The organism is Vulgatibacter incomptus (genome assembly GCF_001263175.1).
GTDB classification, from domain to species: Bacteria; Myxococcota; Myxococcia; order Myxococcales; family Vulgatibacteraceae; genus Vulgatibacter; species Vulgatibacter incomptus.
Genome location: NZ_CP012332.1, coordinates 568,799 through 594,224, shown reverse-complemented (window position 1 = coordinate 594,224; position 25,426 = coordinate 568,799). Strand labels below are relative to the sequence as shown.

At 69.4% G+C, this 25,426-nt stretch carries 25 protein-coding genes; 9 read left to right on the top strand and 16 right to left on the bottom strand.

Annotated elements, in window-relative coordinates; genetic code table 11:
• Nucleotides 1-18: 18 nt before the first annotated feature.
• Both AKJ08_RS02380 and AKJ08_RS02375 read right to left on the bottom strand, forming a co-directional pair.
• Nucleotides 19-1,194, bottom strand: a complete 1,176-nt coding sequence (locus tag AKJ08_RS02380; RefSeq protein WP_050727401.1) for a deoxyhypusine synthase family protein — start codon at nt 1,192-1,194, stop codon at nt 19-21.
• A 116-nt stretch (nt 1,195-1,310) separates the two neighbouring features.
• The gene (locus AKJ08_RS02375; protein WP_050724598.1) at nt 1,311-1,703 is read right to left on the bottom strand and encodes a helix-turn-helix domain-containing protein; all 393 of its coding nucleotides are present in this window, start codon (nt 1,701-1,703) and stop codon (nt 1,311-1,313) included.
• Between the two features lie 100 nt (nt 1,704-1,803).
• Between AKJ08_RS02375 and AKJ08_RS02370 the strand changes: the two genes are divergently transcribed.
• Nucleotides 1,804-2,523 (top strand): NAD(P)H-dependent oxidoreductase, encoded by a 720-nt coding sequence (locus AKJ08_RS02370; protein ID WP_082342578.1) that lies wholly within the window; start codon nt 1,804-1,806, stop codon nt 2,521-2,523.
• On the opposite strand, the gene AKJ08_RS02365 is transcribed toward AKJ08_RS02370, so the two are convergent.
• Genes AKJ08_RS02365 through AKJ08_RS02350 form a run of 4 tightly spaced genes read right to left on the bottom strand, consistent with a single transcriptional unit; the run spans nt 2,520 to nt 4,982 of the window.
• Nucleotides 2,520-3,338, bottom strand: coding sequence for a hypothetical protein (locus AKJ08_RS02365; protein ID WP_050724596.1), 819 nt, complete (start codon nt 3,336-3,338; stop codon nt 2,520-2,522). The genes AKJ08_RS02370 and AKJ08_RS02365 overlap by 4 nt on opposite strands.
• Before the next feature lies 1 nt (nt 3,339).
• A complete protein-coding gene (locus AKJ08_RS02360; RefSeq protein ID WP_050724595.1) occupies nt 3,340-4,161 on the bottom strand; it encodes a hypothetical protein in 822 nt (273 codons plus the stop codon).
• Nucleotides 4,158-4,541, bottom strand: coding sequence for a hypothetical protein (locus tag AKJ08_RS02355; RefSeq protein ID WP_050724594.1), 384 nt, complete (start codon nt 4,539-4,541; stop codon nt 4,158-4,160). Before AKJ08_RS02355 ends, AKJ08_RS02360 begins: the two co-directional genes overlap by 4 nt.
• 33 nt (nt 4,542-4,574) lie before the next feature.
• A complete protein-coding gene (locus tag AKJ08_RS02350; RefSeq protein ID WP_157370426.1) occupies nt 4,575-4,982 on the bottom strand; it encodes a hypothetical protein in 408 nt (135 codons plus the stop codon).
• 312 nt (nt 4,983-5,294) lie between these two features.
• Between AKJ08_RS02350 and uvrA the strand changes: the two genes are divergently transcribed.
• On the top strand, nt 5,295-8,156 hold the full coding sequence (uvrA, locus tag AKJ08_RS02345) for an excinuclease ABC subunit UvrA (protein WP_050724592.1): 2,862 nt from the start codon (nt 5,295-5,297) through the stop codon (nt 8,154-8,156).
• A 96-nt stretch (nt 8,157-8,252) separates the two neighbouring features.
• Nucleotides 8,253-8,723, top strand: coding sequence for a DUF2267 domain-containing protein (locus AKJ08_RS02340; protein WP_082342576.1), 471 nt, complete (start codon nt 8,253-8,255; stop codon nt 8,721-8,723).
• A gap of 21 nt (nt 8,724-8,744) precedes the next feature.
• Here the strand turns inward: AKJ08_RS02340 and AKJ08_RS02335 are convergent, their stop codons facing one another.
• Nucleotides 8,745-9,098, bottom strand: a complete 354-nt coding sequence (locus AKJ08_RS02335) for a hypothetical protein (protein WP_157370425.1) — start codon at nt 9,096-9,098, stop codon at nt 8,745-8,747.
• Nucleotides 9,099-9,357: 259 nt separating this feature from the next.
• On the opposite strand from AKJ08_RS02335, the gene AKJ08_RS02330 reads away from it, so the two are divergent.
• Together AKJ08_RS02330 and AKJ08_RS02325 are read left to right on the top strand one after the other, a co-directional pair.
• Complete coding sequence (locus AKJ08_RS02330; RefSeq protein ID WP_050724589.1) at nt 9,358-10,164, top strand: methyltransferase domain-containing protein; 807 nt, start codon at nt 9,358-9,360, stop codon at nt 10,162-10,164.
• 143 nt (nt 10,165-10,307) lie between these two features.
• On the top strand, nt 10,308-11,987 hold the full coding sequence (locus AKJ08_RS02325; RefSeq protein ID WP_050724588.1) for a DUF4215 domain-containing protein: 1,680 nt from the start codon (nt 10,308-10,310) through the stop codon (nt 11,985-11,987).
• Between the two features lie 123 nt (nt 11,988-12,110).
• On the opposite strand, the gene AKJ08_RS02320 is transcribed toward AKJ08_RS02325, so the two are convergent.
• The 5 genes from AKJ08_RS02320 to AKJ08_RS02300 all read right to left on the bottom strand — a co-directional run bounded on the left by AKJ08_RS02320 (nt 12,111) and on the right by AKJ08_RS02300 (nt 15,257).
• On the bottom strand, nt 12,111-12,677 hold the full coding sequence (locus AKJ08_RS02320) for a hypothetical protein (protein WP_050724587.1): 567 nt from the start codon (nt 12,675-12,677) through the stop codon (nt 12,111-12,113).
• Between the two features lie 65 nt (nt 12,678-12,742).
• Nucleotides 12,743-13,318 carry a hypothetical protein gene (locus AKJ08_RS02315; protein ID WP_050724586.1) on the bottom strand — a complete coding sequence of 192 codons (576 nt, stop codon included), beginning with the start codon at nt 13,316-13,318 and terminating at the stop codon, nt 12,743-12,745.
• 220 nt (nt 13,319-13,538) lie between these two features.
• Entirely contained in the window at nt 13,539-14,078 is a 540-nt protein-coding gene (locus tag AKJ08_RS02310) for a hypothetical protein (protein ID WP_157370424.1), read from the bottom strand.
• Between the two features lie 135 nt (nt 14,079-14,213).
• Entirely contained in the window at nt 14,214-14,810 is a 597-nt protein-coding gene (locus tag AKJ08_RS02305) for a hypothetical protein (protein ID WP_050724584.1), read from the bottom strand.
• 72 nt (nt 14,811-14,882) lie between these two features.
• On the bottom strand, nt 14,883-15,257 hold the full coding sequence (locus AKJ08_RS02300; RefSeq protein ID WP_157370423.1) for an MYXO-CTERM sorting domain-containing protein: 375 nt from the start codon (nt 15,255-15,257) through the stop codon (nt 14,883-14,885).
• Nucleotides 15,258-15,573: 316 nt separating this feature from the next.
• Here AKJ08_RS02300 and AKJ08_RS02295 point away from each other — a divergent pair, with 316 nt between their 5' ends.
• Nucleotides 15,574-17,859 carry an NADP-dependent malic enzyme gene (locus tag AKJ08_RS02295; protein ID WP_050724582.1) on the top strand — a complete coding sequence of 762 codons (2,286 nt, stop codon included), beginning with the start codon at nt 15,574-15,576 and terminating at the stop codon, nt 17,857-17,859.
• 142 nt (nt 17,860-18,001) lie between these two features.
• On the top strand, nt 18,002-19,225 hold the full coding sequence (locus AKJ08_RS02290; RefSeq protein WP_050724581.1) for a hypothetical protein: 1,224 nt from the start codon (nt 18,002-18,004) through the stop codon (nt 19,223-19,225).
• Nucleotides 19,226-19,230: 5 nt separating this feature from the next.
• Here the strand turns inward: AKJ08_RS02290 and AKJ08_RS02285 are convergent, their stop codons facing one another.
• From AKJ08_RS02285 to AKJ08_RS02275, 3 genes are all read right to left on the bottom strand, one after another.
• Nucleotides 19,231-20,088, bottom strand: coding sequence for a hypothetical protein (locus tag AKJ08_RS02285; RefSeq protein WP_240475414.1), 858 nt, complete (start codon nt 20,086-20,088; stop codon nt 19,231-19,233).
• Nucleotides 20,089-20,181: 93 nt separating this feature from the next.
• Nucleotides 20,182-21,033 (bottom strand): 3-hydroxyacyl-CoA dehydrogenase family protein, encoded by an 852-nt coding sequence (locus AKJ08_RS02280; protein WP_050724580.1) that lies wholly within the window; start codon nt 21,031-21,033, stop codon nt 20,182-20,184.
• On the bottom strand, nt 21,030-21,806 hold the full coding sequence (locus AKJ08_RS02275) for an enoyl-CoA hydratase/isomerase family protein (RefSeq protein ID WP_050724579.1): 777 nt from the start codon (nt 21,804-21,806) through the stop codon (nt 21,030-21,032). Before AKJ08_RS02275 ends, AKJ08_RS02280 begins: the two co-directional genes overlap by 4 nt.
• Before the next feature lie 175 nt (nt 21,807-21,981).
• Here AKJ08_RS02275 and AKJ08_RS02270 point away from each other — a divergent pair, with 175 nt between their 5' ends.
• Nucleotides 21,982-23,010 (top strand): zinc-binding dehydrogenase, encoded by a 1,029-nt coding sequence (locus AKJ08_RS02270; RefSeq protein ID WP_050724578.1) that lies wholly within the window; start codon nt 21,982-21,984, stop codon nt 23,008-23,010.
• Nucleotides 23,011-23,197: 187 nt separating this feature from the next.
• Entirely contained in the window at nt 23,198-24,271 is a 1,074-nt protein-coding gene (locus AKJ08_RS02265; protein ID WP_157370422.1) for a beta propeller repeat protein, read from the top strand.
• A 36-nt stretch (nt 24,272-24,307) separates the two neighbouring features.
• Here AKJ08_RS02265 and AKJ08_RS02260 read toward each other — a convergent pair whose 3' ends face one another.
• The gene (locus tag AKJ08_RS02260; protein ID WP_157370421.1) at nt 24,308-25,345 is read right to left on the bottom strand and encodes a serine/threonine-protein kinase; all 1,038 of its coding nucleotides are present in this window, start codon (nt 25,343-25,345) and stop codon (nt 24,308-24,310) included.
• Nucleotides 25,346-25,426 lie beyond the last annotated feature (81 nt).

Genomic DNA, 25,426 nt, shown 5'->3' with positions numbered 1-25,426 from the left:
TTCCTCTCTCGTTGGGCGTTACCTCAACTCCCGAGGGGTCTCGAAGACTCCCTCCAGGAGCTTCTCGCGCTGGGCGCCCACGTCGGCGTCCAGCTTGGCCACCGCCTCCGGCAGCCGATCGTACATCCGCTTGAGCGGCCGGCGCCGCCCCCCGTGCAGGAGGGCATGGACCATCCAGGGGAAGATCGCGGTCACGTCCACGCGCACGTAGGCCGAGGCGTTCTCCACGCACTCGGCGGAGACCTTGCCCCAGGTGTGGCCCTCGCCAGCCGGGCAGGAGGAGAGCGCGCCGTTGTCCACGGTCTCCACGCAGAACTGCACATCGATGTCGAAGCCGCGGGCGTCGAGCTCGAGGATCTGGCTGAGCGTGGGCTCGCCCTGGAGCGTGTAGTTCTTGGGCACGCCGCCGCCAAGAATCCACACCGCCGTGTCGCCCTCGGTCTGCGCCTGCCACTGGAGGGCGGCCATGGCGTAGACGTCCGCGTTGCCGTCGAGGGCGAACTTGAACTTCTCGCCCAGCGCCGCCCGCAGCCGCACCGCGTTCAGGAAGATCGAGCCGTCCGAGGGAGCGCCCACGAAGATGGGCACGCCGCACTCGTACGCCGTGGCCAGGAGGGAGTGCTGGTCCACGCCGAGCTTCGTCTCGATCTCGTGGAGGTGCTTGCCCAGCAGGTAGTGGAACTCCGCCGTGGTCATCGTGCGCTGGAACTCCTCCTTGGCCATCAGCCAGGCGAAGAGCCGATCCGTGTGCAGCAGCACGTCCTCGTGGAACGCCAGATCGTAGATCCGGATGATTCGGGCGGCGCGCAACATCGTGTCGCCGGCGTCCGGCGCGATCTCGCGGATCCGGTAGCCGAGGATCCGGTGCGCGTCGTGATAGAGGTTCGCACCGGTGGTCGTGAGGACGTCGATCATCCCCCGCTGCATCAGCGGCACGATGCAGGAGCGGTGGAGGCCCGCCGGGGTCATCGCCCCCGACATGGTGCAGAAGACCGTGTGGCCGCCGTCGGCGGACTGCCGCATCAGCCGCGCCGCCTCGCGGACCTGCCGGCCCACGTACGCGGGGAACGCGGTCGCGAGGAGGTCCGCCGGGGTCTCTTCGCCCGTGATCGCGGCGGGACGCGCCTCCGGCGACTGCTCGAAGGCCGCCGTGACTTCCTTGCTCTCGGTGCTGCTCTCGTCGAACTCTGCCATGTCCATCCTCTGCCGCTTCGTGCGGGCCTCGTCCGTCGGCCCGGTCCAACACGCGGCGCGAACCTACACGTCCCGAGACGTTCTGTCAGGAGCAGAGCGATCGACCGCGGATACCCCTATCCGCTCCTCGATCGAGATCGCGATTGGCGCCCGGCAGGGGCCGCACCCTCGCGCGCCTTCGCGACCTGCTCTGCCAGGCGGACCACCAGCTCGCGGTCGCCTTCGTCGAGCTTCGAGACGACGCGCAGGAGCCTGCTTGCGGCGGCGCCGCCCAGATCCTCGGCAGGCGGGAAGAGCTGGCATGCCGGCAGGCCGAGGGCCGCCGCCAGTCGACCGATGGTCTCGAGCGATGGAATCCCGGTTCCGTTCTCGATCCGGCTCAGGAACTCGTTGGAGACACCCGCCCGGTTCGCGAGCTCGGCTTGCGTGAGCCCCGCCTCCCGGCGCACCGCCAGGATCTGGCGACCCAGCTCGCACCGGAACACGACGAGATCGAAGGGAAGGGCCATGACGGAGGTTCCTTTGGCCTGAAAGTTAACTACAGTTGACAGTTGGATCCGCAAGCTTCAGTAACGATGGCAGCGATTCCGTGGAAAAAGGGCAGATGCCATGGTGAAGCTGCACCGCGTCGGCGACAGGCTAACGGAAGTCCGCGGCTCGGGCGAGCCACTCGTTCGAGTTCTTGGATTAAGTGCCGGTGCGACGCCGCCGGGGCAGCATTCGTCGGCGAGGCTCTTGCTCGATCTGGCGTTGCAGGCAGCCGAGGCCTCCGGGGCCGAGATCCGGCGGGTCGACCTCACCGCCCTTCGCTTCGAGGGCTGCCCCTCGAACGAGCGCCAGTGTCGGTGGCCTTGTCTCCTGACCGAAGGAGAGGGCGACGAGCTCGGCCCCGTCTACGATCGGCTCGTCGACTGGGCGGACGTCGTGGTGATCTCCTCCGTGGTGGACGACGGCGCCCTCGCCGAGCCGCTCGACCGCTTCATGAAGCGGCTGGGTTGCATTCGCCACGCGCTAGAGGTCGATCAGGTCCAGCTCATCCGAAACAAGGTGGCTTCCTTCCTGCTTTGCGGGCCCTGGAAGGTCGCGAGCGGGCCCGCGGCCGAGCTGGTGGCGTTCTTCGCCAGCCTCGGCTTCGCGCTGCCTCCGTTTCCGATCGCCGGTCCTCCTCCGGACAGCTGCTTCGCGTCCAGCGCCGAGCGCTCCGATCGCCTGTTGCACGTCCTCCCGGAGTCCGCGGATGGAGCGACCGCCCTCGTCGTGAGGGCGATCGACCTGGCGTCCAAACTCCGCGCGCCCGGCCCCTCCCAGGCGGACGCGCGCCTCGCCTAGCGGGCGTTGCGCGAGGAGAAGCGGACGAGCCGCTCCTTCGCTCGCTGTGCGCCTTCCGACTGCGCCAGGGTCTGCTCGAAGGCCTCGGCCAGGCCGATCTGGGCCCTCTCGATGGGCGAGAGGGTGAGCAGGGCACGCTCGAGGAGCGCGAGGTAGCGGACGATCGCGCCGGGCAGCTCGGCGTACTCCTCGATCCGCTGCAGCAGGGCGTGCCCGATCCCCGGCAGGCTCGAGCCGACGGCGATGTGATCGTCCAGGTAGTGGAGGGCGGGACCGCCAAAGCCGAAGTTGCTCGGATGGACGTCGAGGACGACGTGTTGCGCGAGCGCCATCCGCAGCGAGGCCGTGGCGGCCTCGGCGTAGACCCCCAGGACCGCTCCCAAGGCGGCCTCGTCACCCAGGCTCTCGGCAGCCGTCATCCTCGTGCGCAGGGTCGTGAGCCAGGGGCAGATCGTCCAGAGCCACCAATCCCCGCCGTGTCCCTCCGAGACAGCGAGGGCCGAGTGGGACGGCATCCAAGCCCCGAGGCGGCGCTTGGAATCACCCAGCACCCGCATGGCCTCCTGCGCGTCGTGCCGCTTCGGGAAGCGCCTGCGCATCGAGGTCTTCAGGCACCAGCCCTCTGCCTCGACCACGAAGACGTCCGTCCCACCGCTTCCGTCTTCCTTTCCGCGCCGCCCCACGAGATCCCAGCGCGGGCGATGCGGGCTCGATCGCGCGCATGCGAGGATCGGCACGGCCTCGGGGCCCGGCCAGAGCTGATCCGGCGGGATCCCGACCCCGGGCAAGGGCGGGACGACCTCCGCGTCATTCATTCTAGGCGCCTCGCCGGCGACGCACGTGCCGTGACAGCAGGAAGGCCAGGCCCGAGGGATCGCCGCAGGTGGCGACGAAGGTCGTCGGGCCGGCCTCCCACGCGGCGAGGCTCCGCCCGGGACGCCAGGAGATCGAGGCGAGCCCGCCCCCGTCCGAGAGGGCTCGCGTCATGTCGAGGGCGCCGATCGCCCAGTTGCCGAGCTCCAGCACCTCGTGGATGCGGAAGGTCTCCCCGCGCAGCGAGGCGATCGACACTGGCCGCGCTTGCGCCTCCGAACGGATGAACGCGAAGCCGCTCCCGCCGCCCTCGAGGTACCAGGCGAGGTCGTCCTCCGCCGCGTGCGCGAGGTCGGGAAAGAGCTGCCCTCCCATCGCGCTCAGGATCTCGATGGGGCGAAAGGTGAAGCGGACGTCGTACTCCTGAAAGGTGTGGGGAACCCAGATCGCGTCGGCGAGGTCGAGGCGGCTGAGCGCGCGGATCCCTTCGGCGATGTGCATTTGGAGGCCCGTGCGGAGGGTCTCGGCGTCGATGAGCCCGTTCTCCACGAGGCCTTCCCGCAGCGAGGAGGCCTTCTCGAGGCAGAGGCGGAACGCTCGTTCGAAGGCCTCCGCTTCGACGCGGCCGTCGCAGAGCGAGCGGAGGATCCCGCCCAGCTTCCGCTTCTGAGATCGCGCCGCCGCCCAGCCGATCCTTCCTTGCTCGACGAGGATCTTACCCTCCTCGCCGAACACAAGCGCGCCCGTGGAGCCTTCGGCCCTCGCCTCGACGCGCTCGAGAAACGATGTGTCGTCGGTGGAATGCGTGTTGACCTCGGCGATCATCGCGTCGCGCTCCGCGCTTCCGAGAGCAGGTGTCGAGTCTCGCTGAGGATCTTTCCCAGGAAGCGGGGATCGAGCGTGCAGACTGCGATCAGGACGAGGTCCTCGTTCCAGCGCTGGAATACGTGGAGTTCGTCGGCCGCGACGATCACCGCTTCCCTGGGGAGCTCGTTCGACGGGGCGTCGGCGGCTTCCGGGGACACGGCGTGAGTGACGCGGGACGCGTCGAAGAGGCAGGACGCGGCAGCGGCGGCGAGCTCGAGCTTCTCGACCACCGAAGGGGTGTCGGGGAGGGCAGCGTGCACGCCGCCTCGCGAGTCCGCCACGGCAGCGGCGATGCAGCCGGGCACCTGCTCGAAGGCTCGCGTGAGGAGCTCTCTCATCTTCCGGTCTCGCCCACCTTGCACGGAGAGTGCTTACGGAACCAGCGGCTCGACCGACGGGATCGCGGCCCGGAGCTGCGCCCAGCCCATGCCGATGTTCGTCGACTTGCGGGTGACGAGCATGATGACCGCCCGCCCGCCCCGCAGCGTCTTCGCGAAGTGGAAGTTGTTCTTCGAGACGATGTGGACCTCGTCGAAGTAGTTCTCGCCGTTCTCCGGGAGGCCCCGGTGGACCCGCACCATCTGCTGGATGCGCATGATGTTCGGACCGCGGAACATGTCCATCGTCGCCGCGGCGACGATCTCGTTCAGGGTCTGGGTGTACTGGGCGCCGTTGTTGATCCCGAGCAGCATCCCGGTGTCGAGGTCGACTACGCCGCAAGCGATCGCGCCTTCGACGGCGGTCACCACGTTCTTGCAAGCATCATCCATTCTTCCCATTTCGCGCTCCTGACGTGGACTCGTCCCCATATGGGGGCGTATGGGATGTCGCCCGACATACCTATCAAGTCAAGTTAAGTTGCCTATCAGTCATTTCGATGCGGCCCCGCCGTAGCACTTCAGCGAGAGGGTCGGGTCCCGTCGGCCGGTCGGGGCCGGGCGGGAGCCGGGCGGCCGGCCGAAAAGACCGGCCAAGACGGGAGGGCCGTGAGGCTCCCGTCGGTTGATCCCCATCGACTGGAGGTCCTCGACAGCGTGGCCCGCGCCGGGCTATACGAAGCCTCCCCTGCCTGAACGGATGGTCACCTGACGATGGAGCCGGATTCGATCCTCATTCGCGGCGCCCGCGAGCACAACCTCAAGAACGTCGAGCTCGAGATCCCGAAGAAGAAGCTGGTGGTCTTCACGGGTCCGTCGGGGAGCGGCAAGTCGTCGCTCGCCTTCGATACGCTCTACGCGGAGGGGCAGCGCCGCTACGTCGAGAGCCTCTCCTCCTACGCCCGCCAGTTCCTCGGGCAGATGGAGAAGCCCAAGTACGACACCATCCGCGGGCTCTCGCCGACGATCTCCATCGAGCAGAAAGCGGCTTCGAGCAACCCGCGGTCCACGGTGGGGACGATCACCGAGGTCCAGGACTACCTGCGCGTGCTCTACGCCAGCATCGGCGTGCAGCACTGCCCGAATTGCGGCCGGAAGGTCGGCAAGCAGTCCGCCCAGCAGATCGTCGAGGCCATCCTCGAGATGCCGGAGGGCACGAAGATCCAGCTCCTGGCGCCGCTGGTGCAGAACCGCAAGGGCGAGTACCGCGAGGTGATCGACGACGCGAAGAAGCGCGGCTTCACCCGCATGCGCATCGACGGCCGGGTGGTGGACCTCTCGGCCGAGAAGATCGTTCTCGACAAGAAGGCCAAGCACGACCTCGAGCTGGTGATCGACCGCCTGGTCGTGAAGCCGGAGATCGCCGCGCGGCTTACCGACTCGGTGGAGACGGCGCTGCGCGAGGGCAAGGGCCTGCTGATCGTCGGCGACGCCAAGGCGGAGAAGGCCGGCGATCGCTTCTTCAGCGAGCACAACGCCTGCCACGCCTGCGGCCTCTCCTTCGGCGAGCTCACGCCGCAGTCGTTCTCGTTCAACAACCCCATGGGCTTCTGCCAGGCCTGCAACGGCCTGGGCTCCCGGCCCGAGATGGATCCCGACCTGATCATCCCGGATCCCCTCCTCTCGATCCGCGAAGGCGCGGTGGCCCCCTGGGCCAGCGGGATGTCGCGGGGCGAGGGCTGGACCGCCGACTTCGTGGAGCAGCTCGCCTCGGCCTTCGACCTCGACCTCGACAAGCCGTGGGAGAAGCTCACGAAGAAGCAGAAGGACCTCATCCTCCACGGCACCGGCGGCAAGGAGTTCACCCTCACCTGGGAGGACGCCGCCGGCCGCGGCCGCTACCGGATGGACTGGGAGGGCGTGGTCAACCAGCTCATGCGCCGCTTCAAGCAGACGGCCAGCGAGCAGATGAAGCGCTACTACATGCGCTTCTTCTCCGACAAGCCGTGCTCCGACTGCGGCGGCGCCCGCCTGCGTCCCGAGAGCCGGGCGGTGAAGATCCACGGCCTGGCGATCCATGAGCTGGCGCGCGACACCATCTCCGGCGCGCACTCCTGGTTGAAGGAGCTGCCACTCAAGGGTTCAGAGGAGGAGATCGCCAAGGAGCTGCGCAAGGAGATCCTCTCGCGGCTCGGCTTCCTCCTCGACGTGGGCCTCGGCTACCTCACCCTCGATCGCGCGGCGGGATCCCTCTCCGGCGGCGAGAGCCAGCGAATCCGCCTGGCCTCCCAGATGGGCTCCGAGCTCACCGGCGTGATCTACATCCTCGACGAGCCCTCGATCGGCCTGCACCAGCGCGACAACGGCAAGCTGCTCGCCACGCTGAAGCGGCTGCGGGACCTCGGCAACTCCGTGATCGTCGTGGAGCACGACGAGGAGACCATGGAGGAGGCCGACTGGATCGTCGACTTCGGCCCGGGCGCCGGCCACCTCGGCGGCGCGGTGGTGGCGGCGGGTACGCCGGCCCAGATCATGGGAAACGAGCGCTCCCTCACGGGCGCCTACCTCTCGGGCCGCAAGGAGATCGCCGTCCCCACCGTGCGGCGGAAGGGCAACGGCAAGGAGCTCGTGGTCCTCGGCGCCGCCGAGAACAACCTGAAGGGGATCGACGTCCACTTTCCCCTGGGCGCGCTCGTGGCCGTCACCGGCGTCTCCGGCGCCGGCAAGTCCACCCTCGTCAACCGGATCCTCTTCCCTGCCCTCTCGCGCTCGCTTCACGAGTCGAGGGCGGTGCCGGGCAAGCACCGGGCCATCGCCGGCATCGAGAACATCGACAAGGTGATCGACATCGACCAGCGGCCGATCGGCCGCACCCCCCGGTCGAACCCGGTCACCTACACCAAGATCTTCGACCACATCCGCAACGTCTTCGCGGAGACCCCGGAGGCCCGGGCCTTCGGCTACACCCCCGGTCGATTCTCCTTCAACATCAAGGGTGGCCGCTGCGAGACCTGCGAGGGCGACGGGCAGAAGCTCGTCGAGATGCACTTCCTCCCGGATGTCTACGTCGTCTGCGAGACCTGCAACGGCAAGCGCTTCAACGACGCCACCCTGCGCGTGCGGTTCAAGGGCAAGAACATCGCCGAGGTCCTCGAGATGAGCGTCAGCGAGGCCCTCGAGCACTTCGGCCTCCACAAGGAGATCATGCGGGGCCTCAAGACCCTGGACGACGTGGGCCTGGGCTACCTCAAGCTCGGCCAGCCCTCGCCCACCCTCTCGGGAGGCGAGGCCCAGCGGATCAAGCTCGCCCGCGAGCTCTCCCGCGTCGGCACCGGCAAGACGGTCTACATCCTCGACGAGCCCACCACCGGCCTCCACTTCACCGACATCGAGAAGCTGCTCGTGGTGCTCCAGCGCCTCGTCGACGCCGGCAACTCGGTGATCGTGATCGAGCACAGCCTCGACGTGATCAAGTGCGCCGACCACGTGATCGACATCGGCCCGGAGGGCGGCGAGGCCGGCGGCCACGTGGTCGCCGAGGGCACGCCGGAGGCCGTCGCCGCGGTGAACGAGAGCTACACGGGCCGTTACCTCGGCGCCATGCTCGAGAAGCACACCAGGCGCCGGCCGGCCTGACGAGAGCTGCGTGTGCGAACGCGGCCGCCCCCATGCTGGCGGCCCCGTGCGCGACCCCGATCCGGTGCCCACCATTCGGATCGGAGGTGATTTTCGATGGCAGAGGAATTGGAACCAGGCCGGCGGCCGCCACCGACGCCCGAGCGCCGCCACGAGCGCCACGAGTCGCGCACCGGGAGCACCTACAAGGCCTTCCTCAAGGATCTGTGCGAGATCGGCAAGTTCGACATGGAGATGGCCGAGTGCGCCGCCGTGTCGGTGCTCTGCGCCTTCGAGCGGCGGGTCTTCGGCGAGGAGGCCCGGGATCTGGAGGCCCAGCTCCCGCTCAAGCTCCGCGAGCTGCTCGTGAGCTGCAACATCCACGCGGGCAAGCCCAGTGAGAAGTACGGCAAGGACGAGCTCTTCCAGATCGTGGCCGCCGACCTGAAGAAGCCGGTGGACCAGGTCGAGCCGATCATCCGCGCGGTGGTCGCGGCGGTGCGCAACCAGATCTCCGAGGGCGAGTTCGAGGACTTCAGCAACATGCTCCCCGGGGACCTCAAGGAGCTTTGGATGCTGCCGATTTAGAGGCGACGGGCCGCGTCGTCTTCAGCGTGCGCCTTCGGGAGCCACGATCGCGGTGGCCGTCCCGTGGGCGCACGTCCCGCAGCCGGGACCGTTGAAGTCCTGCTCGACGTGGTAGGTCGGTCGCACCTTGCCGCGGAAAACCAGGTCGCCCCCGTCGGCGGCGGCGACGACGACCTCGACCTCGAGCTCCTCCGGGGCGGCACTGGCGATGTCATTGATCCAGACCCGCTTCTGGTCGCAGCCGACCGTCCAGTCCGGGGAGCCCTGATGCTCGCTGATATCGCACCAGAACTCGCGTCGCTCGCCACCGACGACGAAGGCGCCCTCGATGCGAACGGGCTCGATCGCGTCCAACCCTTGGAGGTCGACGCGCACCGAATCCGAGCACGCTACGGCCGTGCAAGACTTGCCCGCAGGGAGATTGCCCCCACATCCCTGCAACGAGAACGCGGCCACCAAGGTTCCGACAAACACGCTGGCGAAACGGAGCATCTCGACCCCCCTCATGATTGAACGAATTTGCATCAGCCTACCACGGACGGGCTCGGGCGCTACGCAACCGGGGCCGCTCGCTGGTGCAGCGTCTCGGCTTTGCGCTGGTAGGCACCGCCCGAGCTGGTAGGGTGGGCCAATCGTGAGACGTTCCTCCCTCGCCCTGCTCCGCTGCCCCCGATGCGGCGGCGGGCCCCTCGAGGCCGAAGGCGACAAGGCGCTCCTGGGCTTCGGCCCCGTCCGGTGCGCCACCTGCCACATGGCCTACCCCCTCGCCGAGGGGATCCTCGACCTCCTCGTGCCGCCGGATCACGCACCTCCGCTGCGCCGCTCCCTCGCCCAGCGGGCCATGGAGCTCCGGCCGGTCGCCCGCTTCTACGAGCGCGGCCTGCGGCCCGCCCTCTCCCGCCTCTCCCTCGACGCGGAGAGCGAGCGCTTCCTCGCCCGGGCCCTCCTCGCGCCACCACCGGGCGCGCCGCTCCTCGACCTCTCGTGCGGCACCGGCCATCTCGCCCGCGACCTCGCCATGCGACCCGGCGCCGGCCCGGTCTTCGGCCTCGATCGCTCCGCGGCGATGCTCGAGGAGGCCCACCACCAGCTCAGCGAGAGCGGCGCCACCGTCGAGCTCATCCGCGCCGACGCCGCACACCTCCCCTTCCGCGACGAGGTCTTCGCCGGCGTCCTCGACGTCGCCGCGCTGCACCTCTACGACGAGCCCTCGCAGGTCCTCGCCGAGGTGGCCCGTACCCTCGCGCCGGGCGGCGCCTTCGTCTGCGCCACGCTTCTCGAGGGCCTCAAGCCCCTCGACCGCCTGGAGCGCAAGGTGGGCATCCGCCGCTTCGAGGAGGCGGAGCTACGCCGGCTCTGTGACGAGGTTGGCCTCGTCGGCTTCGAGAGGCTCCTCCTCCCGCCGTGGATCGTCTTCCGGGTCACCAAGCCCGAGGTCTGAGCCCGACCCGTCGCCCCTTCGCACGACCCCGTCTCGCGTCGCTTGACGTCTCGGGCTCTCGAATCTGTCCACCAGCGGACATTTGCCGAGGGTGGCGACTTCACAACGGACGGAAACCGAAAATACGCTTCGACGCCTCGCTCATGAAACAGGAGGCGTCGACGTCATTCACGCGAGGTACCCTGATCCTGGCCGTCGCGCTGCTCGGCGCGACGGCGTGCGGAACCAGCCAGAACGATCCCGGCCTCACCAACACCGGCGGAAGCGGTGGCACGGCGGGCAGCGGCGGCACGGCCGGCAGCGACGGCACGGGCGGCAGCGGTGGCACAGCCGGAAGCGACGGCACGGGCGGCAACGGCGGAACGGCCGGCAGCGACGGCACGGGCGGCAACGGCGGAACAGCCGGAAGCGACGGCACGGGCGGCAACGGCGGAACGGCCGGCAGCGACGGCACGGGCGGAAACGGCGGAACGGCCGGCGACGACGGCACGGGCGGAATCGGCGGAACGGCCGGCGACGACGGCACGGGCGGCAGCGGCGGAACGGCAGGCACCGGCGGCACGGGCGGCGGCCATTCCTGCGGCGACGGGGTCGTCGATCCCGGAGAGGAATGCGACGACGGCAACACGCGGTCGGGCGACGGATGCTCCTCTACGTGCACCTGGGAAGGCCAGCCGATCGCGAATCCCGGCGGATCCATCGCACTGACCACGGCACGAAGCCCGGACTGGTGGGGCCGCGCGGGCAGCGACTGTCTGCCGGATTCCGATTCGACGGACCTGTTCCTGGCCTTCCCGATCGTGAACGCGACGGGATTCGCCCAGCGCATCCATGCTCGCGCGACCTTCGCCGACAGCAACAGCGGCCTGCTCCTCGCCTACCGCTTCCCCTTCGATCCCTGGGCTCCGACCTCGAACTGCCTCGAAGGTGACGTTGGATCGGGAGACACCTTTCACCCCGACGTCCAGGACCTCGTGATCCAACCCGGCCAGCTCCTCGTGATCGTGGCCTCCACGCGAAATGGCCAGCCGTGGACCGCCGCCCCGTCGGTCATCGTCTTCACCAAGGATCGGTGCGGCGACGGCATCGTGGGCCCGACCGAAGCCTGCGACGACGGCAACCATGTGGGCGGCGATGGCTGCAGCGCAGACTGCAAGACGATCGAGCCTGGATTCACCTGCGCCGTTCCGGGCCGACTCTGCACCGCGAACGTCTGCGGCGACGGACTCCGGGGCGCCGGCGAAGAATGTGACGACGGAAACCTCGTGAACGGGGACGGCTGCTCCGCGACGTGCAGGCTGGAGCCGGGCTACGCGTGCCCGCCCCGTGGCGGCAGCTGCCACCTGATCACCTGCGGCGACGGCATCATCGACCCGCCGGAGACCTGCGACGACCGGGGCGCCTCCATCGGCTCGGGCTGCAGCGCCACCTGCCAGATCGAGTTCTTCGACACGAACAACCAGGAACAGAGCGCGCCGTTCGGCGTGACGGTACCGGTCGGCCGGTGGGTCACCCGATCCCTCAATCAACAGGCGCTCGTCTACTCATTCCAAGCGGAGGCCGGACACTCCTACCTCATCGATCTCTTCATGGGCGCTCCCTACGAGTGCCATCAGCCGCCCGGGCCACCCCCGACGCCGCCCTACGTCAACCTCTACGATCCCTCCATCCGCCCGATCGACTCGGACATGAGGAGCGGAGTGGGCGGATGTCCTCGGATGGTGCTGACGGCGCCCGCCTCCGGCCGCTACAGCGTGTGGGTCTTCGAGCACGGGCCGCCGGTGCCAGATCCCTTCTTCCTCTGGATCCACGAAGCGCCCTGACGCTCACGCACCTACTGCCCCCGGACCACTCCGGCCCGGGGGCAGCGCGAGTCCCGACGACGAGCGGTTCGGCGAGGTGGGCCGCGGAGGTCTTGCCACGTGAGGTGCGACGCCGCGAGTCGTCTAAGCGATGGCGCGCCGCCGGAGGCGGAGAGCAGCGAGAAGCGCCGCCACGGCGCCGACCGGGAGAACGGCGGGGTCGCCGCCCCACGACGAGCAGCCGACGGCGGAAATCACGTCGTGGCATTCCGGCATGAGCCCTTCCTCCGCCGCCTCCCGTTCGCAGTTCGCCGAGAGACTCATGGCGGCGGCGCGTTCGAGAGGGATCGTCCTTCCGCCTTCACACCGGACCTGGCCGGACTCGTCGACCGGCAGCAGGGAACCTGGGTTCCACCTCCCGCTCGGGGCCGGCACGGCGAAGTAGAACCGGCTTCGAGGCTCGGCCATAGGCGCCTGCCATCGCTCCACGCTCAATTCGTCTCCCTCGCGAGCCCCGTCCGAGCCGAACGTGTCATCCACCCGCAGGGTGGTCGAATCGTCGGTGACCTCGATCACTGTGACCAGGAGGGCCTGCGCGACCCCGGGGGACGGGCAGAGGTAGCTCCCGCAAGGTGGCACACAGTCCGCCCTCGCCACGGACGCAAAGGAAACGACTGCGGCTCCCACAGCGACGGCGAACGACCGGACCATGTGCTCTCCCCTGCAGCCTCGAAACATAGGTCGTGTCACTCGTGCGCGACGGCAGCGCGAGTCGGCTACTCGTTGACGCGCCGCCGTGAGCGGAGGGAGGCGAAGAGGGCCACCACGGCGCCGACCGTGAGGATGGCGGGCGCGCCTCCTCCTCCCGAAGAGCAGGTGGTGACGGCGATCATATCGCGGCACTCCTTGACGGGCACTTCCGTGGTCGCCTGATCGATGCAATCCGGCGAGAGGGCGATCGACGCGGCGCGTTCGACCGAGATCTCCGCGCGTTCCCCCACAAAATGGACCACTCCGGCGTCGTCGACGCGCATCAGCGCCCAGGGCGCCTGCGGTTCGCGGTCGGCCGCCAGAATGACGAGGAGCCGATCGCCGAGACCGACTCGGTCGGGTGACATGTCCGGCCGGGTATTCACCTCGACCGATTCTCCGACGCCCTCCGAGCCGAAACGGTCGTCGACCCGGAGGGTCAACCCATCCGCCGACACCGCGGTCACGGTGGCCAGGAACGGCCGCGCGACGCCTCCCGGGGGACAGAGCTCATAGTCGATGGAAGGAAGGCATTGCGCCCCCGCCACGGACGCAAAGAAGACGACTACGGCTCCCACTGCGACGGCGAACGAGCGAACCATGTTCCCTCCCCTTCCAGCCTCGAGTCATGCGAAGCGTCCCCATACGCGACGACACTGCGAGGCCGACACGGTCAAGCGTAGCCGATGATTCGCTCGGTCACAATTCTGCCCGAGCGGAGCGTCGTCTCCGTAGGCGGCCGGAAGAGGCGCGGACGACCGCCGCAGCCCGGCCAAACGATGAGCGCCCGCCCGGGTGCGGCGAGACATGGCCGCGAGTCGGCTACGGGATCATGCGACGCCGCGAGCGGAGGGCGGCGAAGAGGGCAGCCACGGCGCCAGCCGTGAGGACGGCCGGGCCACCGCTTCCCGAGGAGCAGCCGCTTCCATCGGGGCACTCGGCCATCAGCCCCTCCTTCTTTGCCTCTTCGTAGCAATTCGACGCGAGGGCGATCGACGCCGCCCGTTCGACCGGAATCCTTTCATATCCCCCGCAAAGGTGGACGAGGCCGGCGCCGTCCACGCGCAGCCTCTGCGGGCGAGAATTGACATCCACGACGACGAAGTACCGATCGCCAACGGTTCCGTCCGGTCCCACGAATATCTCGTCCCCTTCGCGTACGCCAAACGAGCCGAAGGTGTCATCGACCCGCAGGGTCATCCCGTGCGACGAGACGTCGGTCACCGTGGCCAGGTACGCCTGATCGACGCCCGCCGGCGGGCAGACGTCCCAGCCGCAGGGTGGCACACAGTCTGTTGCCCCTGCCACTGACGCGGAGAAGACGACTACGGCTCCCACAGCGACTGCGATCGACCGGACCATGTGCTCTCCCCTCCGGCCTCGAATTGCGCGTCGTCCCACGTGTGCGACGACACCGCGAGGCCGAGAACATGAAGTGTAGCCGACGATTCGCCCTGGCACTAGTTCCGCCCGGGCGCCGGAAACACTGCCAATCGACTACGCGGTGACGCGACGCCTCGAGCGTAGGGCGGCGAGGAGGGCCATCGCAGCGCCAGCCGAGAGGATGCCGGGGGCGCCTCCTCCCGACGAGCAGCTGTTCGTGGAGGTGGTGACGGTATCGTCGAGGCACTCAGGCGTGGGCGCTTCCGTGTTCGCCTCTGCGTAGCAATTCGGCGAGACGGCGATCGACGCGGCCCGTTCGGCCGGAAGTGTCGCGCGTTCCCCCCAGAAATGGACCATCCCGGCCTCGTCGACGTGGATCAGCGCCCAGGGCGCCTGCGGTCGGCCCTTGGACGCCACGATGACGAGGACCCGATCGCCGAGACCAACTCTGTCGGGTATCAGCCGCGGACGGGTGTCCATTTCCACGGATTCTCCGAAGTCGGAGCCGAAGCTGTCGTCGACCCGAAGGGTCAACGCATCGACCCGAAGGAACGCATCCATTGACACATCGGTTACGGTGGCGAGGAACGCCTGCGCGACGCCACCGGGGGGACAGAGGTCCTCGCCTATGGAAGGGGCGCAGTCCGCCCCCGCCACGGACGCGAAGAAGACGACTACGGCTCCCACGGCTATGGCGAACGAGCGGATCATGTTCTCTCCCCTCCAGCCTCCGACTGATGTGTCGCGTCACCTGTGGCGCGACGACACCGCCGTCGCGACCGGCTACGCCAGGTTACGCCGCCTCGAGCGGAGGGCAGCGAAGAGGGCCGCCGCGGCGCCAACCGTAAGGATGGCGGGGCCGCCGCCTCCCGAGGAGCAGCCGGCCCAGTCGTCGCACTTGGGCATGAGACCATCCTTCAGTGCCTCGTCGTAGCAACTCGGCGCGAGGGCGATCGATGCGGCGCGTTCGAGAGGGACCATCGCGTCGACGCAGTGCACCTGGCCGGCCTCGTAGATGGGCATCAAATGCTGGTCAGAGTCAGTCCCCACGATGACGAAGTACCGATCGCCGAGGACGGCTCCGTACGATCTCTCATCCAGCTCGTCCCCTTCGCTTACGCCAACCGAGCCGAAGGTGTCATCGACCCGCAGGGTCATCCCACGCTCCGACACGTCGGTCACTGTGGCCGAAAACGCCCGCGCGGCCCTCCCCTGCGGACAGAGGTAATCACCGCAAGGTGCCCCACACTTCGCCCCCGCCACGGACGCGAAGAAGACGACTACGGCTCCGACGGCGACCGCGAACGACCGGACCACGTGCCCTCCCCTCCAGCCTCCGGTTTGTGCGACGCGTCACTCGTACGCGCCGACACCGCGGGCCGAGAAGGTGTAGTGTAGCGCACGATTCGCTCGGGCACTATTTGTGCCCGTTCCACCGGCTGCCTCAGGCGGCCATCCGACGGGTCGCACACGCATGGCAACGAATCTCGGCACCGGCAGCAAGATCAAGAAGCAGGACGCCCTCGACTACCACTCGTCCGGGCGCCCCGGGAAGATCGAGGTGGTCCCGACCAAGGCGGTGACCACCGCACGCGACCTCTCCCTGGCCTACTCCCCCGGCGTGGCAGAGCCCTGCCTGGAGATCGCCGAGGACTCGGACCTCTCCTACAAGTACACGGCCCGCGGAAACCTGGTGGGCGTGATCTCGAACGGCACGGCGGTGCTGGGCCTCGGCAACATCGGCCCCCACGCGGGCAAGCCGGTGATGGAGGGCAAGGGCGTCCTCTTCAAGAAGTTCGCGGACATCGACGTCTTCGACATCGAGATCGATGTGACGGACGTCGACGCGATGGTGAAGGTGATCCAGGCGCTGGAGCCCACCTTCGGCGGGATCAACCTCGAGGACATCAAGTCGCCGGAGTGCTTCGAGCTCGAGGAGCGGCTGAAGGCCTCGATGAACATCCCGGTCTTCCACGACGACCAGCACGGCACGGCGATCATCTCGGGCGCGGCGCTGCTGAACGCGGCGGACCTCGCCGGCAAGAGTCTGGACCAGCTCCGGGTGGTGGTGAGCGGCGCGGGCGCCTCGGCGATCGCGTGCGCGAACTTCTACATCGCGCTGGGCGTGAAGCGGCAGAACCTGATGATGGTCGACACCAAGGGTGTGATCTTCGAGGGCCGCACCGAGGGGATGAACTCGTACAAGGCGGCCTTCGCGGTGCCCACCGCGGCCCGGACGCTGGCCGACGCGATGAAGGGCGCGGACGTCTTCCTCGGCCTCTCGGCCAAGGGCCTGGTGGATCAGGAGATGATCCGCTCGATGGCGAAGAACCCGATCGTCTTCGCGCTCGCGAACCCCGATCCGGAGATCTCGTACCCGGAGGCCGTGGAGGCGCGGTCGGACATCATCATGGCCACGGGCCGCAGCGACTACCCGAACCAGGTGAACAACGTCCTCGGCTTCCCCTTCATCTTCCGCGGGGCCCTGGACGTTCGGGCGAAGGCGATCACCGAGGGCATGAAGATGGCGGCGGCCCAGGCGCTGGCCCAGCTCGCCCGGCAGGAAGTGCCGGAGAACGTGACGCGCGCGTACGGCGGCGCGAAGCTCGCGTTCGGCCCGAACTACATCATCCCCACCCCCTTCGACACGCGCGTGCTCCTCTGGGTTGCACCGGCGGTGGCGGCGGCGGCGATGGCGGACGGCGTCAACCGGGTCGAGCTGGACCTCGAGGAGTACCGGGAGCGCCTGCGCCGCTCGCAGTCCCGCGCCTACGGCGTGATGCGCGCGGTGGTGGAGAAGGCCAAGAAGCAGCCGGTGCGGATCGTCTTCCCCGAGGGGAACACGAGCAAGGTGCAGCAGGCGGCGGCCATCCTCGCCTCGGACGGGATCTGCAAGCCGATCCTGATGGGGCCGGAGGCGGAGATCCGCCGGATGATCACCGAGCACAAGATCGAAGAGCTCCAGGGCGTCGAGGTGATCGATCCGGAGACGGCGGAGGACTTCGAGCGCTACGTGGAGGAGTTCTGGGCCCTGCGCCAGCGCAAGGGGATCGGCCGCCGCGAGGCCCGCAAGCTGGTGCGCACCCGCTCAACCTTCGCCTCGATGATGATCCGCGATGGCAAGGCGGACGGCATGGTCCTCGGCCACTCGATGAGCTACCCGGAGGCGCTGCGGGCGCCGCTTCAGGTGATCCGCACCGCGGAGGGCGAGACGGCCGCCGGCGTGTACGTGGTAGCCACGAAGAACGAGGTGAAGTTCTTCGCGGACTGCACGGTGAACCCCGACCCCACTGCGTCGCAGCTCGCCGACATCGCGGCGCGCACCGCCGACCTGGCCCGCTATTTCGACATCGAGCCGCGCGTCGCGATGCTCTCCTACGCGAACTTCGGCTCGTCGCCGACGGCGAGCCCGTCGAAGGTGGCCGAGGCCACGCGGATCCTCAAGGCGAAGCGCCCGGACCTCGTGGTGGACGGCGAGATGCAGGTGGACGCCGCGCTCGTTCCGGAGCTGCGCGAGGAGATCTTCCCCTTCTCGACGCTGAAGGGCGAGGCGAACGTCCTCGTCTTCCCGAACCTGGACGCCGCCAACCTCTCGTACAAGCTCCTCGCACGCCTCGCCGGTGCCGAGGTGATCGGGCCGATCCTCCTCGGAATGAACAAGGCCGTGAACGTGGTGCAGCTCGGCGCCAGCGTGAACGACATCGTGAACCTCGCGACGATCACCGCGCTCAAGGCCCAGGGCGAGGACTTCCGCTTCTAAAAAAGTCCTAACGAACGCCGGCGCGGGAGCTCCTTCGCCGGCGTTCGTATGCGTGCGCAGCGATGTACCGCGCGCTCATTTGCGCGCGGCGAGCGAGCATTCTTGACCCGATCGGTTCGGGGCCTTAGCGTCATCGGCTCGCATGACGAAGAAAACCGAACTGGACGCCCGCCGGGTCCTCGACCTGCTGCGAGATCCCGAGGGGAACCCTCGCTCCATCGCCGAGAAGGTCGGCGCCTCTCCCGAGGCGGTGGACGAGGCGCGCTGCCTCGCCGACGAGATCGCGGACGCGGAGCTCGACGCAATCCTCGCGATGCCCCCGGTGCTGGGCCGCGCCCTCCTGCGAGCGGCGGCCCAGGCCGACCGCCTCGAGGTCCTCGTGGAGGCGGCGGCGCAGGGCGACAAGGAGCTGCAGAAGGAGGCCAAGCGCCTCGCCCACGCGCTCAAGCAGCGCGGCGTGGAGGTCGGGCTCCCGGCCCGCCCCGCTCCCGAGCCGCGGCCGGCAACCGAGGCCGCCGGCGCCGCCGAGCCCCCCGTCTACCTCTCCAGCCTCGACGCCTTCGGCGAGCGGGCCGTCTTCTGGACCCGCACCTTGCCCGGGCGAGGGATCGAGCTCGCGCAGATCGTGGTCTCCGACACAGGCGGAGTCGCGGACTTCCTCCTCGGCGAGCTGTCGCGGAAGCGGTTCCGGGAGCTCGCGGACGAGCTGCCCCGCAAAGGCGGCGTGACCATCCTCGAGGTCGGCCGCGACGAGGCCCGGATCGCGCTGAACCGCGCCCGGGTGGCGGCGCGGAAAGGTGGCGCCTGCCCGACCGACTTTCCCTCCTGGGCCGCACAGGTCCTCGGCCCGATTCCCGCCGAAACGCCGCCTCCGCTGGCACCTCGCGGTGAGGGCCGGCCGCCGGACGACAAGCTCCACGAGCTCGTCGCCGAGTCGGAGACGCTCTTCGCGGAGCCCGAGCTCAGCCGGTGGTTCCCGCCGCGCGAAGAGATCCAGGCGTTCTCGACGCGGCTCGAGGCGGTCCATTCGAGCCCGCTCTACCTGGAAGGTCCGCAGGGCGACCTGCAGCGCGAGGAGGCCCTCGCTACGGCGGTGGAGCGCGAGGCCGATCGCTACTTCGACGATCGGCGGCGCGGGCTCTTCGCAGGATGGTTGCTCGACACCGCGAGACTCTTCGAGGCGACCGGCCGGGTGCATCGGTCCCAGGTGGCCGCGTCCACCGCGCGCATGCTGGCGAGCGGCGCGCCCGTCCAGCGGATCCCCTTCTGCAGGGCGTTCTTCGGGAGGATGCTGGAGAAGCGGCCCTCCGAGGCACGCCACGCGTCGAGCCTGCTCTTCACCCCGGACAAAGAAGGCACGCGCTGAACCTCTCAGCGCCTGCCGCCGGCGGCGACACGGAGCTGCGCGACGTCCTCCCCTGCTTCCGCCTCGGGCTCCCAGGCGAGCAGCCCGTCGAGGTTCTCGCGCTCCCAGGCCCTCGAGCGCTCGAGGGCGGGATAGCGCTGCTCATCGGCGCAGAAGCCCGGCGAGTGGACGCACCGCCGCCCGCCCTTCCTCGTGATCCCGTGGAGGTGGTGGAGCATCTCGTGGAAGACGATCCACCGGACGAAGTAGCCGGGCACGTGCGCCTGGTCGAGCGCCGGGTGGATCCGGATCAGCCGTGAATCGGCCGAGTACGAGCCGAGCTTGATCGACTTGCGCGGGAGCTTCACACGAGGCGCTGCACCCCACGTGATCTCGCAGTCCACCTTCCCGCCGAGTAGCTCCCGGTTGAGGCCGTCGAAGAGCGCGGCCAGGTCGTGATGACGCCCCCGGGACCGGATCGGCACCCGGCTCCTCCGGACGTGGGGCGGCACGCGTCGAATCAACCAGCGGTGCCGGAGGATGAAACGGTCGAGCACTTCGGAGGCCCGCGGCTCACTGCCCCGGATGTAGGCCGCGAGCGAGGCCACCACCGGATCGGGCGCGACCAGGAACATGTGGTGGAGCCGCACCTCCAGCAGACCGTCGCGGCGCCGGAACGACAGCATCGTGTGGACGTTGTCGGTGATCCGGAGCGCCAGCCGCTGCGGGCAGCGGCTGCGGAGGCGGCGCAGGAGCGCCTGGCTCCAGATGGCTTCGAGCTGGAGGCCGGATTGGATCGCGGGCGAGGCCCTCGCCGTTCGCCCCGCGGTGGTAGGCGCCGGTGCCTCTCGTCGCCCCCGTTCCGGCCGCCCCGCTCGCCCCATTCCGCCGCTCCTTCCTCCGATCCAAGGGTAGGAAGGACGACGATGGCCTACAGCGGGCCGGCGCACGCCCGGCCGGCTGCAAGGACCGGACGTCTAGTACTTGTAGAAGCCCTCGCCGCTCTTGCGGCCGAGCTTGCCCGCGCGGACCAGGCGCTTGAGCAGCTGCGGCGGACGGAACTGCTCGCCGCCCAGCTCCCGATGGAGGTACTCGCCGATCGCCATGCGCACGTCGAGGCCCACGAGGTCGGTGAGCTCGAGGGGCCCCATCGGGTGGCCGTAGCCCAGCTTCATCGCCGCGTCGATCTCGGGAGCGGTGGCGACGCCCTCCTCCAGCATCCGGATCGCCTCCATGCCCAGCGCGATCCCCAGGCGCGAGGAGGCGAAGCCCGGCATGTCGCGGACGACGATCACCTCCTTGCCCATCTGGGTGCCGACCTCCCGGACCACCTCCAGCGTCTCGTCGGAGGTCTGGTGCGCCCGCACCACCTCGAGGAGCTTCATCCGGGGCACCGGATTGAAGAAGTGCATCCCCACGACCCGCGCGGGCCCGGGAAGCGCCGCCGCCAGCTCGGTGAGGCAGAGGCTCGAAGTGTTCGAGGCGAGGATCGCGTCCTTCGCCACGTGCTTCGCCGCCTCGCCGAGGACCTTCACCTTGAGGGAGAGATCCTCCGGCACCGCCTCGATCACGAGGCCCACGTCGGCCGCCTGATCCAGGCTCGTGATCCCGTGGAGGCGCGAGAGCGTCCCGTCGGCGTCGGCCTTCGCGACCTTGCCCTTCTCCACGCCCTTCTCGAGCGTGTCCCGGATCCTGCCGAGGCCCGCCTCTACCCGCTCCGCCGTCACGTCGAAGAGCAGGGTCCGCCAGCCCGCCGCCGCGGCCACCTGCGCGATCCCCGCGCCCATTGTGCCCGCGCCGAGGACCGCAACCGTCTTGATCTCGTTCATCCCTGGTTTTCCTTCTTCTTCCGCTTCTCGAGGAAGGCGCCCATCCGGTCGAGCTTGTCCTGCGACTCGAAGAGGATTGCCTGCCCCAGCTTCTCGATGGGCTCGGGGTCGTTGCCCCGGGCGATCGCGTTGAACGCGAGCTTGGCGATTCGCACGGCGAGGCCGCCGTTCTTGGCGATCTCGGCCGCGAGCTCACGCGCCCGCGCCTCCGCGCCGCCTGCAGGGGTCACGTGCTCCACCAGCCCCAGCTCGAGGGACTGTGCGGCGCCGACGATCCGCCCGGTGAAGACGAGCTCCTTCGCCTTGCCCAGCCCCACCAGCTTCGGGAGCCGGTGCGTCCCACCGGCGGCGGGGAAGATCCCCAGGCCCACCTCGGGGAAGCCGAGCTTCGCCGTCTCGCCGGCGACCCGCAGATCGCAGGCCAGCGCGAGCTCGCAACCGCCGCCCAGGGCGAAGCCCTCGATGGCGGCGATCGTCGGGTGGGGAAAATCCTCCAGCTGCTGGAAGAGCCGGGCGTTCACCTGCTGCAGCGCCTCGAGGGTCCGGCGCTCGCGGAGCTGGGCGATGTCCGCGCCGCCCGCGAAGGCCTTGTCGCCGGCGCCCTTCAGGATCAGCACCCGCACCCGCGGGTCCACGGCCAGGCTCGCGAGGGAGGCGGTCAGCTCCTGGATCATCTCGAGGTCGATCGCGTTGCGGACCTCGGGGCGATCGAGGGTCAGCGTGGCGATGCCTGCCTCGTCCACCTCGATGCGGATGGTGCGCGTCTCGTTCACCTTGCGTGCTCCTCGCGCGGCCTGGCCGTGCGGATGAAACGGGGGCGCAGTCTAGCGCGAACGCTGCACCAAACGGCGAGCGGTTTCCGCCATCCGACGAACGCGACCCGCGAAGGGCTCGAGCTTGCCTGGGCCGTGCGAAGGTGCTTCCTTGCGCGCTAGGAGGAGAGCATCGATGCGCGCCGTCGTCTTTCGCCGCCATGGCGGTCCCGACGTCCTGGAGCAGGCCGAGATCCCCGACCCGGCGGTCCGCCCGTCCGACGTCCGGGTGCGGGTGAAGGCCACCGCCCTCAACCACCTCGACCTCTGGATCCGGGAGGGCATCCCGTCGATCCCGGTGGAGTTCCCCCACGTCCTGGGCGCCGACATCGCAGGCGTCGTCGAGAGCGTCGGCTCCGACGTCCGCGGGATCTCGGTGGGCGACGAGGTAATCGTACAGCCGGGCCAGTCGTGCATGCAGTGCGAGGCCTGCCTCTCCGGCCGCGACAACGCCTGCCCCTCCTACAAGATCGTCGGCGAGCACCGGGACGGCGGCTACGCGGAGCTCGTCAGCGTGCCCCACCACAACGTGCTCCCCAAGCCGAAGGGGCTCTCCTGGGAGGAGGCGGCTGCGGCGCCCCTCGTCTTCCTCACCGCTTGGGAGATGCTGGTGAAGCGCGCCGCTCTGCAGCCCGGGGAGCTCGTGCTCGTCCAGGCGGCGGGTTCCGGCGTTGGCAGCGCTGCGATCCAGATCGCCAAGCTCATCGGGGCGACGGTCATCGCCACGGCGGGCAGCGACTCCAAGCTCGAGAAAGCGCGGGAGCTCGGCGCGGATCACACGATCAACTACGAGAAGCAGGACTTCGTCGCGGAGACGCGCCGCTTCTCCGGCAGGCGCGGCGTGGACGTCGTCTTCGACCACGTGGGCAAGCTCACCTGGGCCGGGAGCATGCGCGCCCTCGACAGCGGCGGCCGCCTCGTCACCTGCGGCGCCACCACCGGCTACGACGTGGGCGTAGACCTGCGCCACCTCTTCTACCGCCGGCTCTCCCTCCTCGGCTCCACCATGGGCAGCAAGGGCGACCTCTTCCGCATCGTCCAACTGCTCGGGCAGCGAAAGCTCCACGGCGTAATCGACCGGGTGCTCCCGCTCTCGGAGGCGGCCAAGGCCCACGAGCTCCTCGCCGACCGGGCGCAGTTCGGCAAGGTGGTGCTGGTCCCCTGATGGGCCGCGCCCTCGTCTCCCGGTGACTCGAGCGGGATGCAACGGCGCGCCCGGCCCGTTCCCCAGCGGCCGACGCCGCGAACGTGCCGTTGGCACGGTCGGACGGTTATGATCCATGCCATCCGGCGCAAGGAGGGAGCCTGCCGATGCCCGACGCGCGAAAAGCACACCCCGGCAAGCGGTTCTCGTGGACCCTCCTGCTGGCGTGTGCGCTCGCGGCGGTGCTCGGGGCCCTCCTCGCCTACGCCTTGGGCAGGCCTGCGGCCAAGCCCTCGGGACCTCCCCCGTTCGAGTCGACGCGCAGGAGGCGCCTACGCGGGATCCGGACGCGGTCGAATCCGGGCTCGGGCGGATCGAGCGGCTGGTCTCTTTCGGGGAGACCGACGCCTGCTCCTTCGACGGGCCTCGGATCACGTGCTCCAAGGATGGCGGCAAGTCCTGGCCCCTGCGCGCCGAGCTCCCGGCCCGCGCCGTGGGCGCCCTGCGGGGGAGCGAGGGAATCCTCCTGATCGCCACGGACGACGGGAGGATCTTCTCCGTCGCGGAAAACGGCGCCGCCTCACTGCGCGCCGAAGTCCCGGGCGAGCCCGCCATCGTCGACGCGTCTCAGCGGGACGGCCGCCTCTTCCTCCTAGCCCACCGCTTCGATGCCCCGGAGGACCCCCTCCGCCTCCCACAGGTCGTGAAGACCGAGCTGCTCGCCTTGGCAGCGGAGGGCTCGCTCGAAATGCTGGCAACGTCGGCGGGCTTCCGCGGCGATCGCCTGCTGATCCAGCCGAACGGCGAGCTGATCACCTTCGCGTCCGTGGACGCCCGGGCGTGGCGTTCGATCGTCCCCCGAGAAGCGACCGGCTCCGGCGGCAGGCCCTTCGTGCGCCTCCCCCACGCAGGCCGCTTCGGCGCGGACTTCGGCGGCCTCCAGGTGGCGATCGATCGCTGGGCCGATCGCCTCCCTGGGCCGGGAAAGCCGGCTCGCCCGGCGTCCGCTCTCTACGTCTCTCGGGACGACGGCGCCGAATGGGAGCACGTCTTCGACACGACGGGTGAAACGCTCGTCGACTTCATGGGCCCCACCACCGGCCTCGTCGTCGCCCGCGAGGAGGGCACGGCGTGGCTCACCACCGACGGCACCCGCAGCTTTCACTCTGTGCGCAAAGACGATCGGCTCTACGAGACGGTCGCGGTCACCCACTCCGGCGGCCGCTTCCTCGTCGCCTCGAGCCGCGGCACCATCCTCCTCGTGAGCCCGGACGCGCCTTGATGCACCGACCGCTTCCGGCTTCGTAGCGAAAGAAGCTCAGGGCTCGAGAGGCGTGCACGCTCTCGCGGCCGCAAGTCCCGTCAGCACCACGGACACGAGCATCAGCAGCGTCCGCGCGAGGCGGGCCGACGCTCGGCCTCGCCAGCGCACCTTGCTCCGACGCGGAGCGATTGGAACCTGGGTCGTCCGCTCGCGGATGTCGTCGAGGGCCTCGATCCACTCGCGCATCGTCTGGAAGCGCTCTTCGCGCTCCTTCGCGAGGGCCCGGAGGATCGCCGCCTCGAGAGGCGCCGGGATCTCCCGGTCGATCATCCGCGGCCGCTTCGGCGCCTCATCGAGGTGCCGGAGGACCACCGAGATCGGCGAGTCTCCGGAGAAGGGAGGCCTGCCGCAGGTGAGCTCGTAGACGATCACGCCCAGGCTGTAGACGTCGTCGCGCGGATCCGGCCCTTCGCCCCGGGCCTGGCCGGGCGCCACGTAGGTCGGCGAGCCACCGAAGGTACCGTCTCCTCCTGACGAGCCGATGTCGGACCGCCCCGCGAGACCGAAGTCGAGGAGCTTCACGAAATCCGGCTCGCCGGGCCTCTGCACGAGCACCACGTTCGCCGGCTTGAGGTCGCGGTGGACCAGGCCGTGGTCATGGGCAGCGCCGATCGCCTTCGCGAGCTGAATCGAGATCCGGACGACCCTCTCGGCCTCCATCGCCCCGCCCGCGCGGATCACCTCATCCAGCGTCGGGCCCTCCAGGTGCTCCATCGCGACGAAGAAGGTGCCCGGCTCCGCCCTGCCGTGATCCAGCAGGCGTACGACGTGGGGATGATCGAGCCCGGCGATCGCCGCGTGTTCCTGGGCGAATCGAGCCGCAAACGCCGCCTCCTCCGCGTCGGAGAAGGGCGCCGCGATGAGCTTGAGCGCCACGGAGACGTCGCCCCGGAGGTCGATGGCCCGATAGACCCGACCAAATCCGCCGCTCCCGAGCTTGGCGGCGACGTGGTAGCGGTCGGCGACGACGCGCCCGATCCACCGGTCGGCGGCGCCGTCCTGACGACCCTGGATCTGATGTGCTTCCGGCATGGCTCTCGCGTTGGGAGGCTCGCAGCCCTCCGGTGCGGCACCCTTCAGCGTGATGATCTCCGGGGAGGCGGCCAACAGTCA

What these genes read in the sequence shown, in the direction of transcription:
- AKJ08_RS02350 (WP_157370426.1), bottom strand. Translation starts at nt 4,982, where the DNA reads ATGGGAAGAATGGATGATGCTTGCAAGAACGTGGTGACCGCCGTCGAA.
- AKJ08_RS02280 (WP_050724580.1), bottom strand. Translation starts at nt 21,033, where the DNA reads ATGAACGAGATCAAGACGGTTGCGGTCCTCGGCGCGGGCACAATGGGC.
- AKJ08_RS02295 (WP_050724582.1), top strand. Translation starts at nt 15,574, where the DNA reads ATGGCAACGAATCTCGGCACCGGCAGCAAGATCAAGAAGCAGGACGCC.
- AKJ08_RS02325 (WP_050724588.1), top strand. Translation starts at nt 10,308, where the DNA reads ATGAAACAGGAGGCGTCGACGTCATTCACGCGAGGTACCCTGATCCTG.
- AKJ08_RS02290 (WP_050724581.1), top strand. Translation starts at nt 18,002, where the DNA reads ATGACGAAGAAAACCGAACTGGACGCCCGCCGGGTCCTCGACCTGCTG.
- AKJ08_RS02270 (WP_050724578.1), top strand. Translation starts at nt 21,982, where the DNA reads ATGCGCGCCGTCGTCTTTCGCCGCCATGGCGGTCCCGACGTCCTGGAG.
- AKJ08_RS02320 (WP_050724587.1), bottom strand. Translation starts at nt 12,677, where the DNA reads ATGGTCCGGTCGTTCGCCGTCGCTGTGGGAGCCGCAGTCGTTTCCTTT.
- AKJ08_RS02360 (WP_050724595.1), bottom strand. Translation starts at nt 4,161, where the DNA reads ATGATCGCCGAGGTCAACACGCATTCCACCGACGACACATCGTTTCTC.
- AKJ08_RS02310 (WP_157370424.1), bottom strand. Translation starts at nt 14,078, where the DNA reads ATGGTCCGGTCGATCGCAGTCGCTGTGGGAGCCGTAGTCGTCTTCTCC.
- AKJ08_RS02365 (WP_050724596.1), bottom strand. Translation starts at nt 3,338, where the DNA reads ATGAATGACGCGGAGGTCGTCCCGCCCTTGCCCGGGGTCGGGATCCCG.
- AKJ08_RS02315 (WP_050724586.1), bottom strand. Translation starts at nt 13,318, where the DNA reads ATGGTTCGCTCGTTCGCCGTCGCAGTGGGAGCCGTAGTCGTCTTCTTT.
- AKJ08_RS02380 (WP_050727401.1), bottom strand. Translation starts at nt 1,194, where the DNA reads ATGGCAGAGTTCGACGAGAGCAGCACCGAGAGCAAGGAAGTCACGGCG.
- uvrA (WP_050724592.1), top strand. Translation starts at nt 5,295, where the DNA reads ATGGAGCCGGATTCGATCCTCATTCGCGGCGCCCGCGAGCACAACCTC.
- AKJ08_RS02285 (WP_240475414.1), bottom strand. Translation starts at nt 20,088, where the DNA reads ATGGGGCGAGCGGGGCGGCCGGAACGGGGGCGACGAGAGGCACCGGCG.
- AKJ08_RS02375 (WP_050724598.1), bottom strand. Translation starts at nt 1,703, where the DNA reads ATGGCCCTTCCCTTCGATCTCGTCGTGTTCCGGTGCGAGCTGGGTCGC.
- AKJ08_RS02355 (WP_050724594.1), bottom strand. Translation starts at nt 4,541, where the DNA reads ATGAGAGAGCTCCTCACGCGAGCCTTCGAGCAGGTGCCCGGCTGCATC.
- AKJ08_RS02340 (WP_082342576.1), top strand. Translation starts at nt 8,253, where the DNA reads ATGGCAGAGGAATTGGAACCAGGCCGGCGGCCGCCACCGACGCCCGAG.
- AKJ08_RS02305 (WP_050724584.1), bottom strand. Translation starts at nt 14,810, where the DNA reads ATGATCCGCTCGTTCGCCATAGCCGTGGGAGCCGTAGTCGTCTTCTTC.
- AKJ08_RS02370 (WP_082342578.1), top strand. Translation starts at nt 1,804, where the DNA reads ATGGTGAAGCTGCACCGCGTCGGCGACAGGCTAACGGAAGTCCGCGGC.
- AKJ08_RS02260 (WP_157370421.1), bottom strand. Translation starts at nt 25,345, where the DNA reads ATGCCGGAAGCACATCAGATCCAGGGTCGTCAGGACGGCGCCGCCGAC.
- AKJ08_RS02300 (WP_157370423.1), bottom strand. Translation starts at nt 15,257, where the DNA reads ATGACCCTGCGGGTCGATGACACCTTCGGCTCGGTTGGCGTAAGCGAA.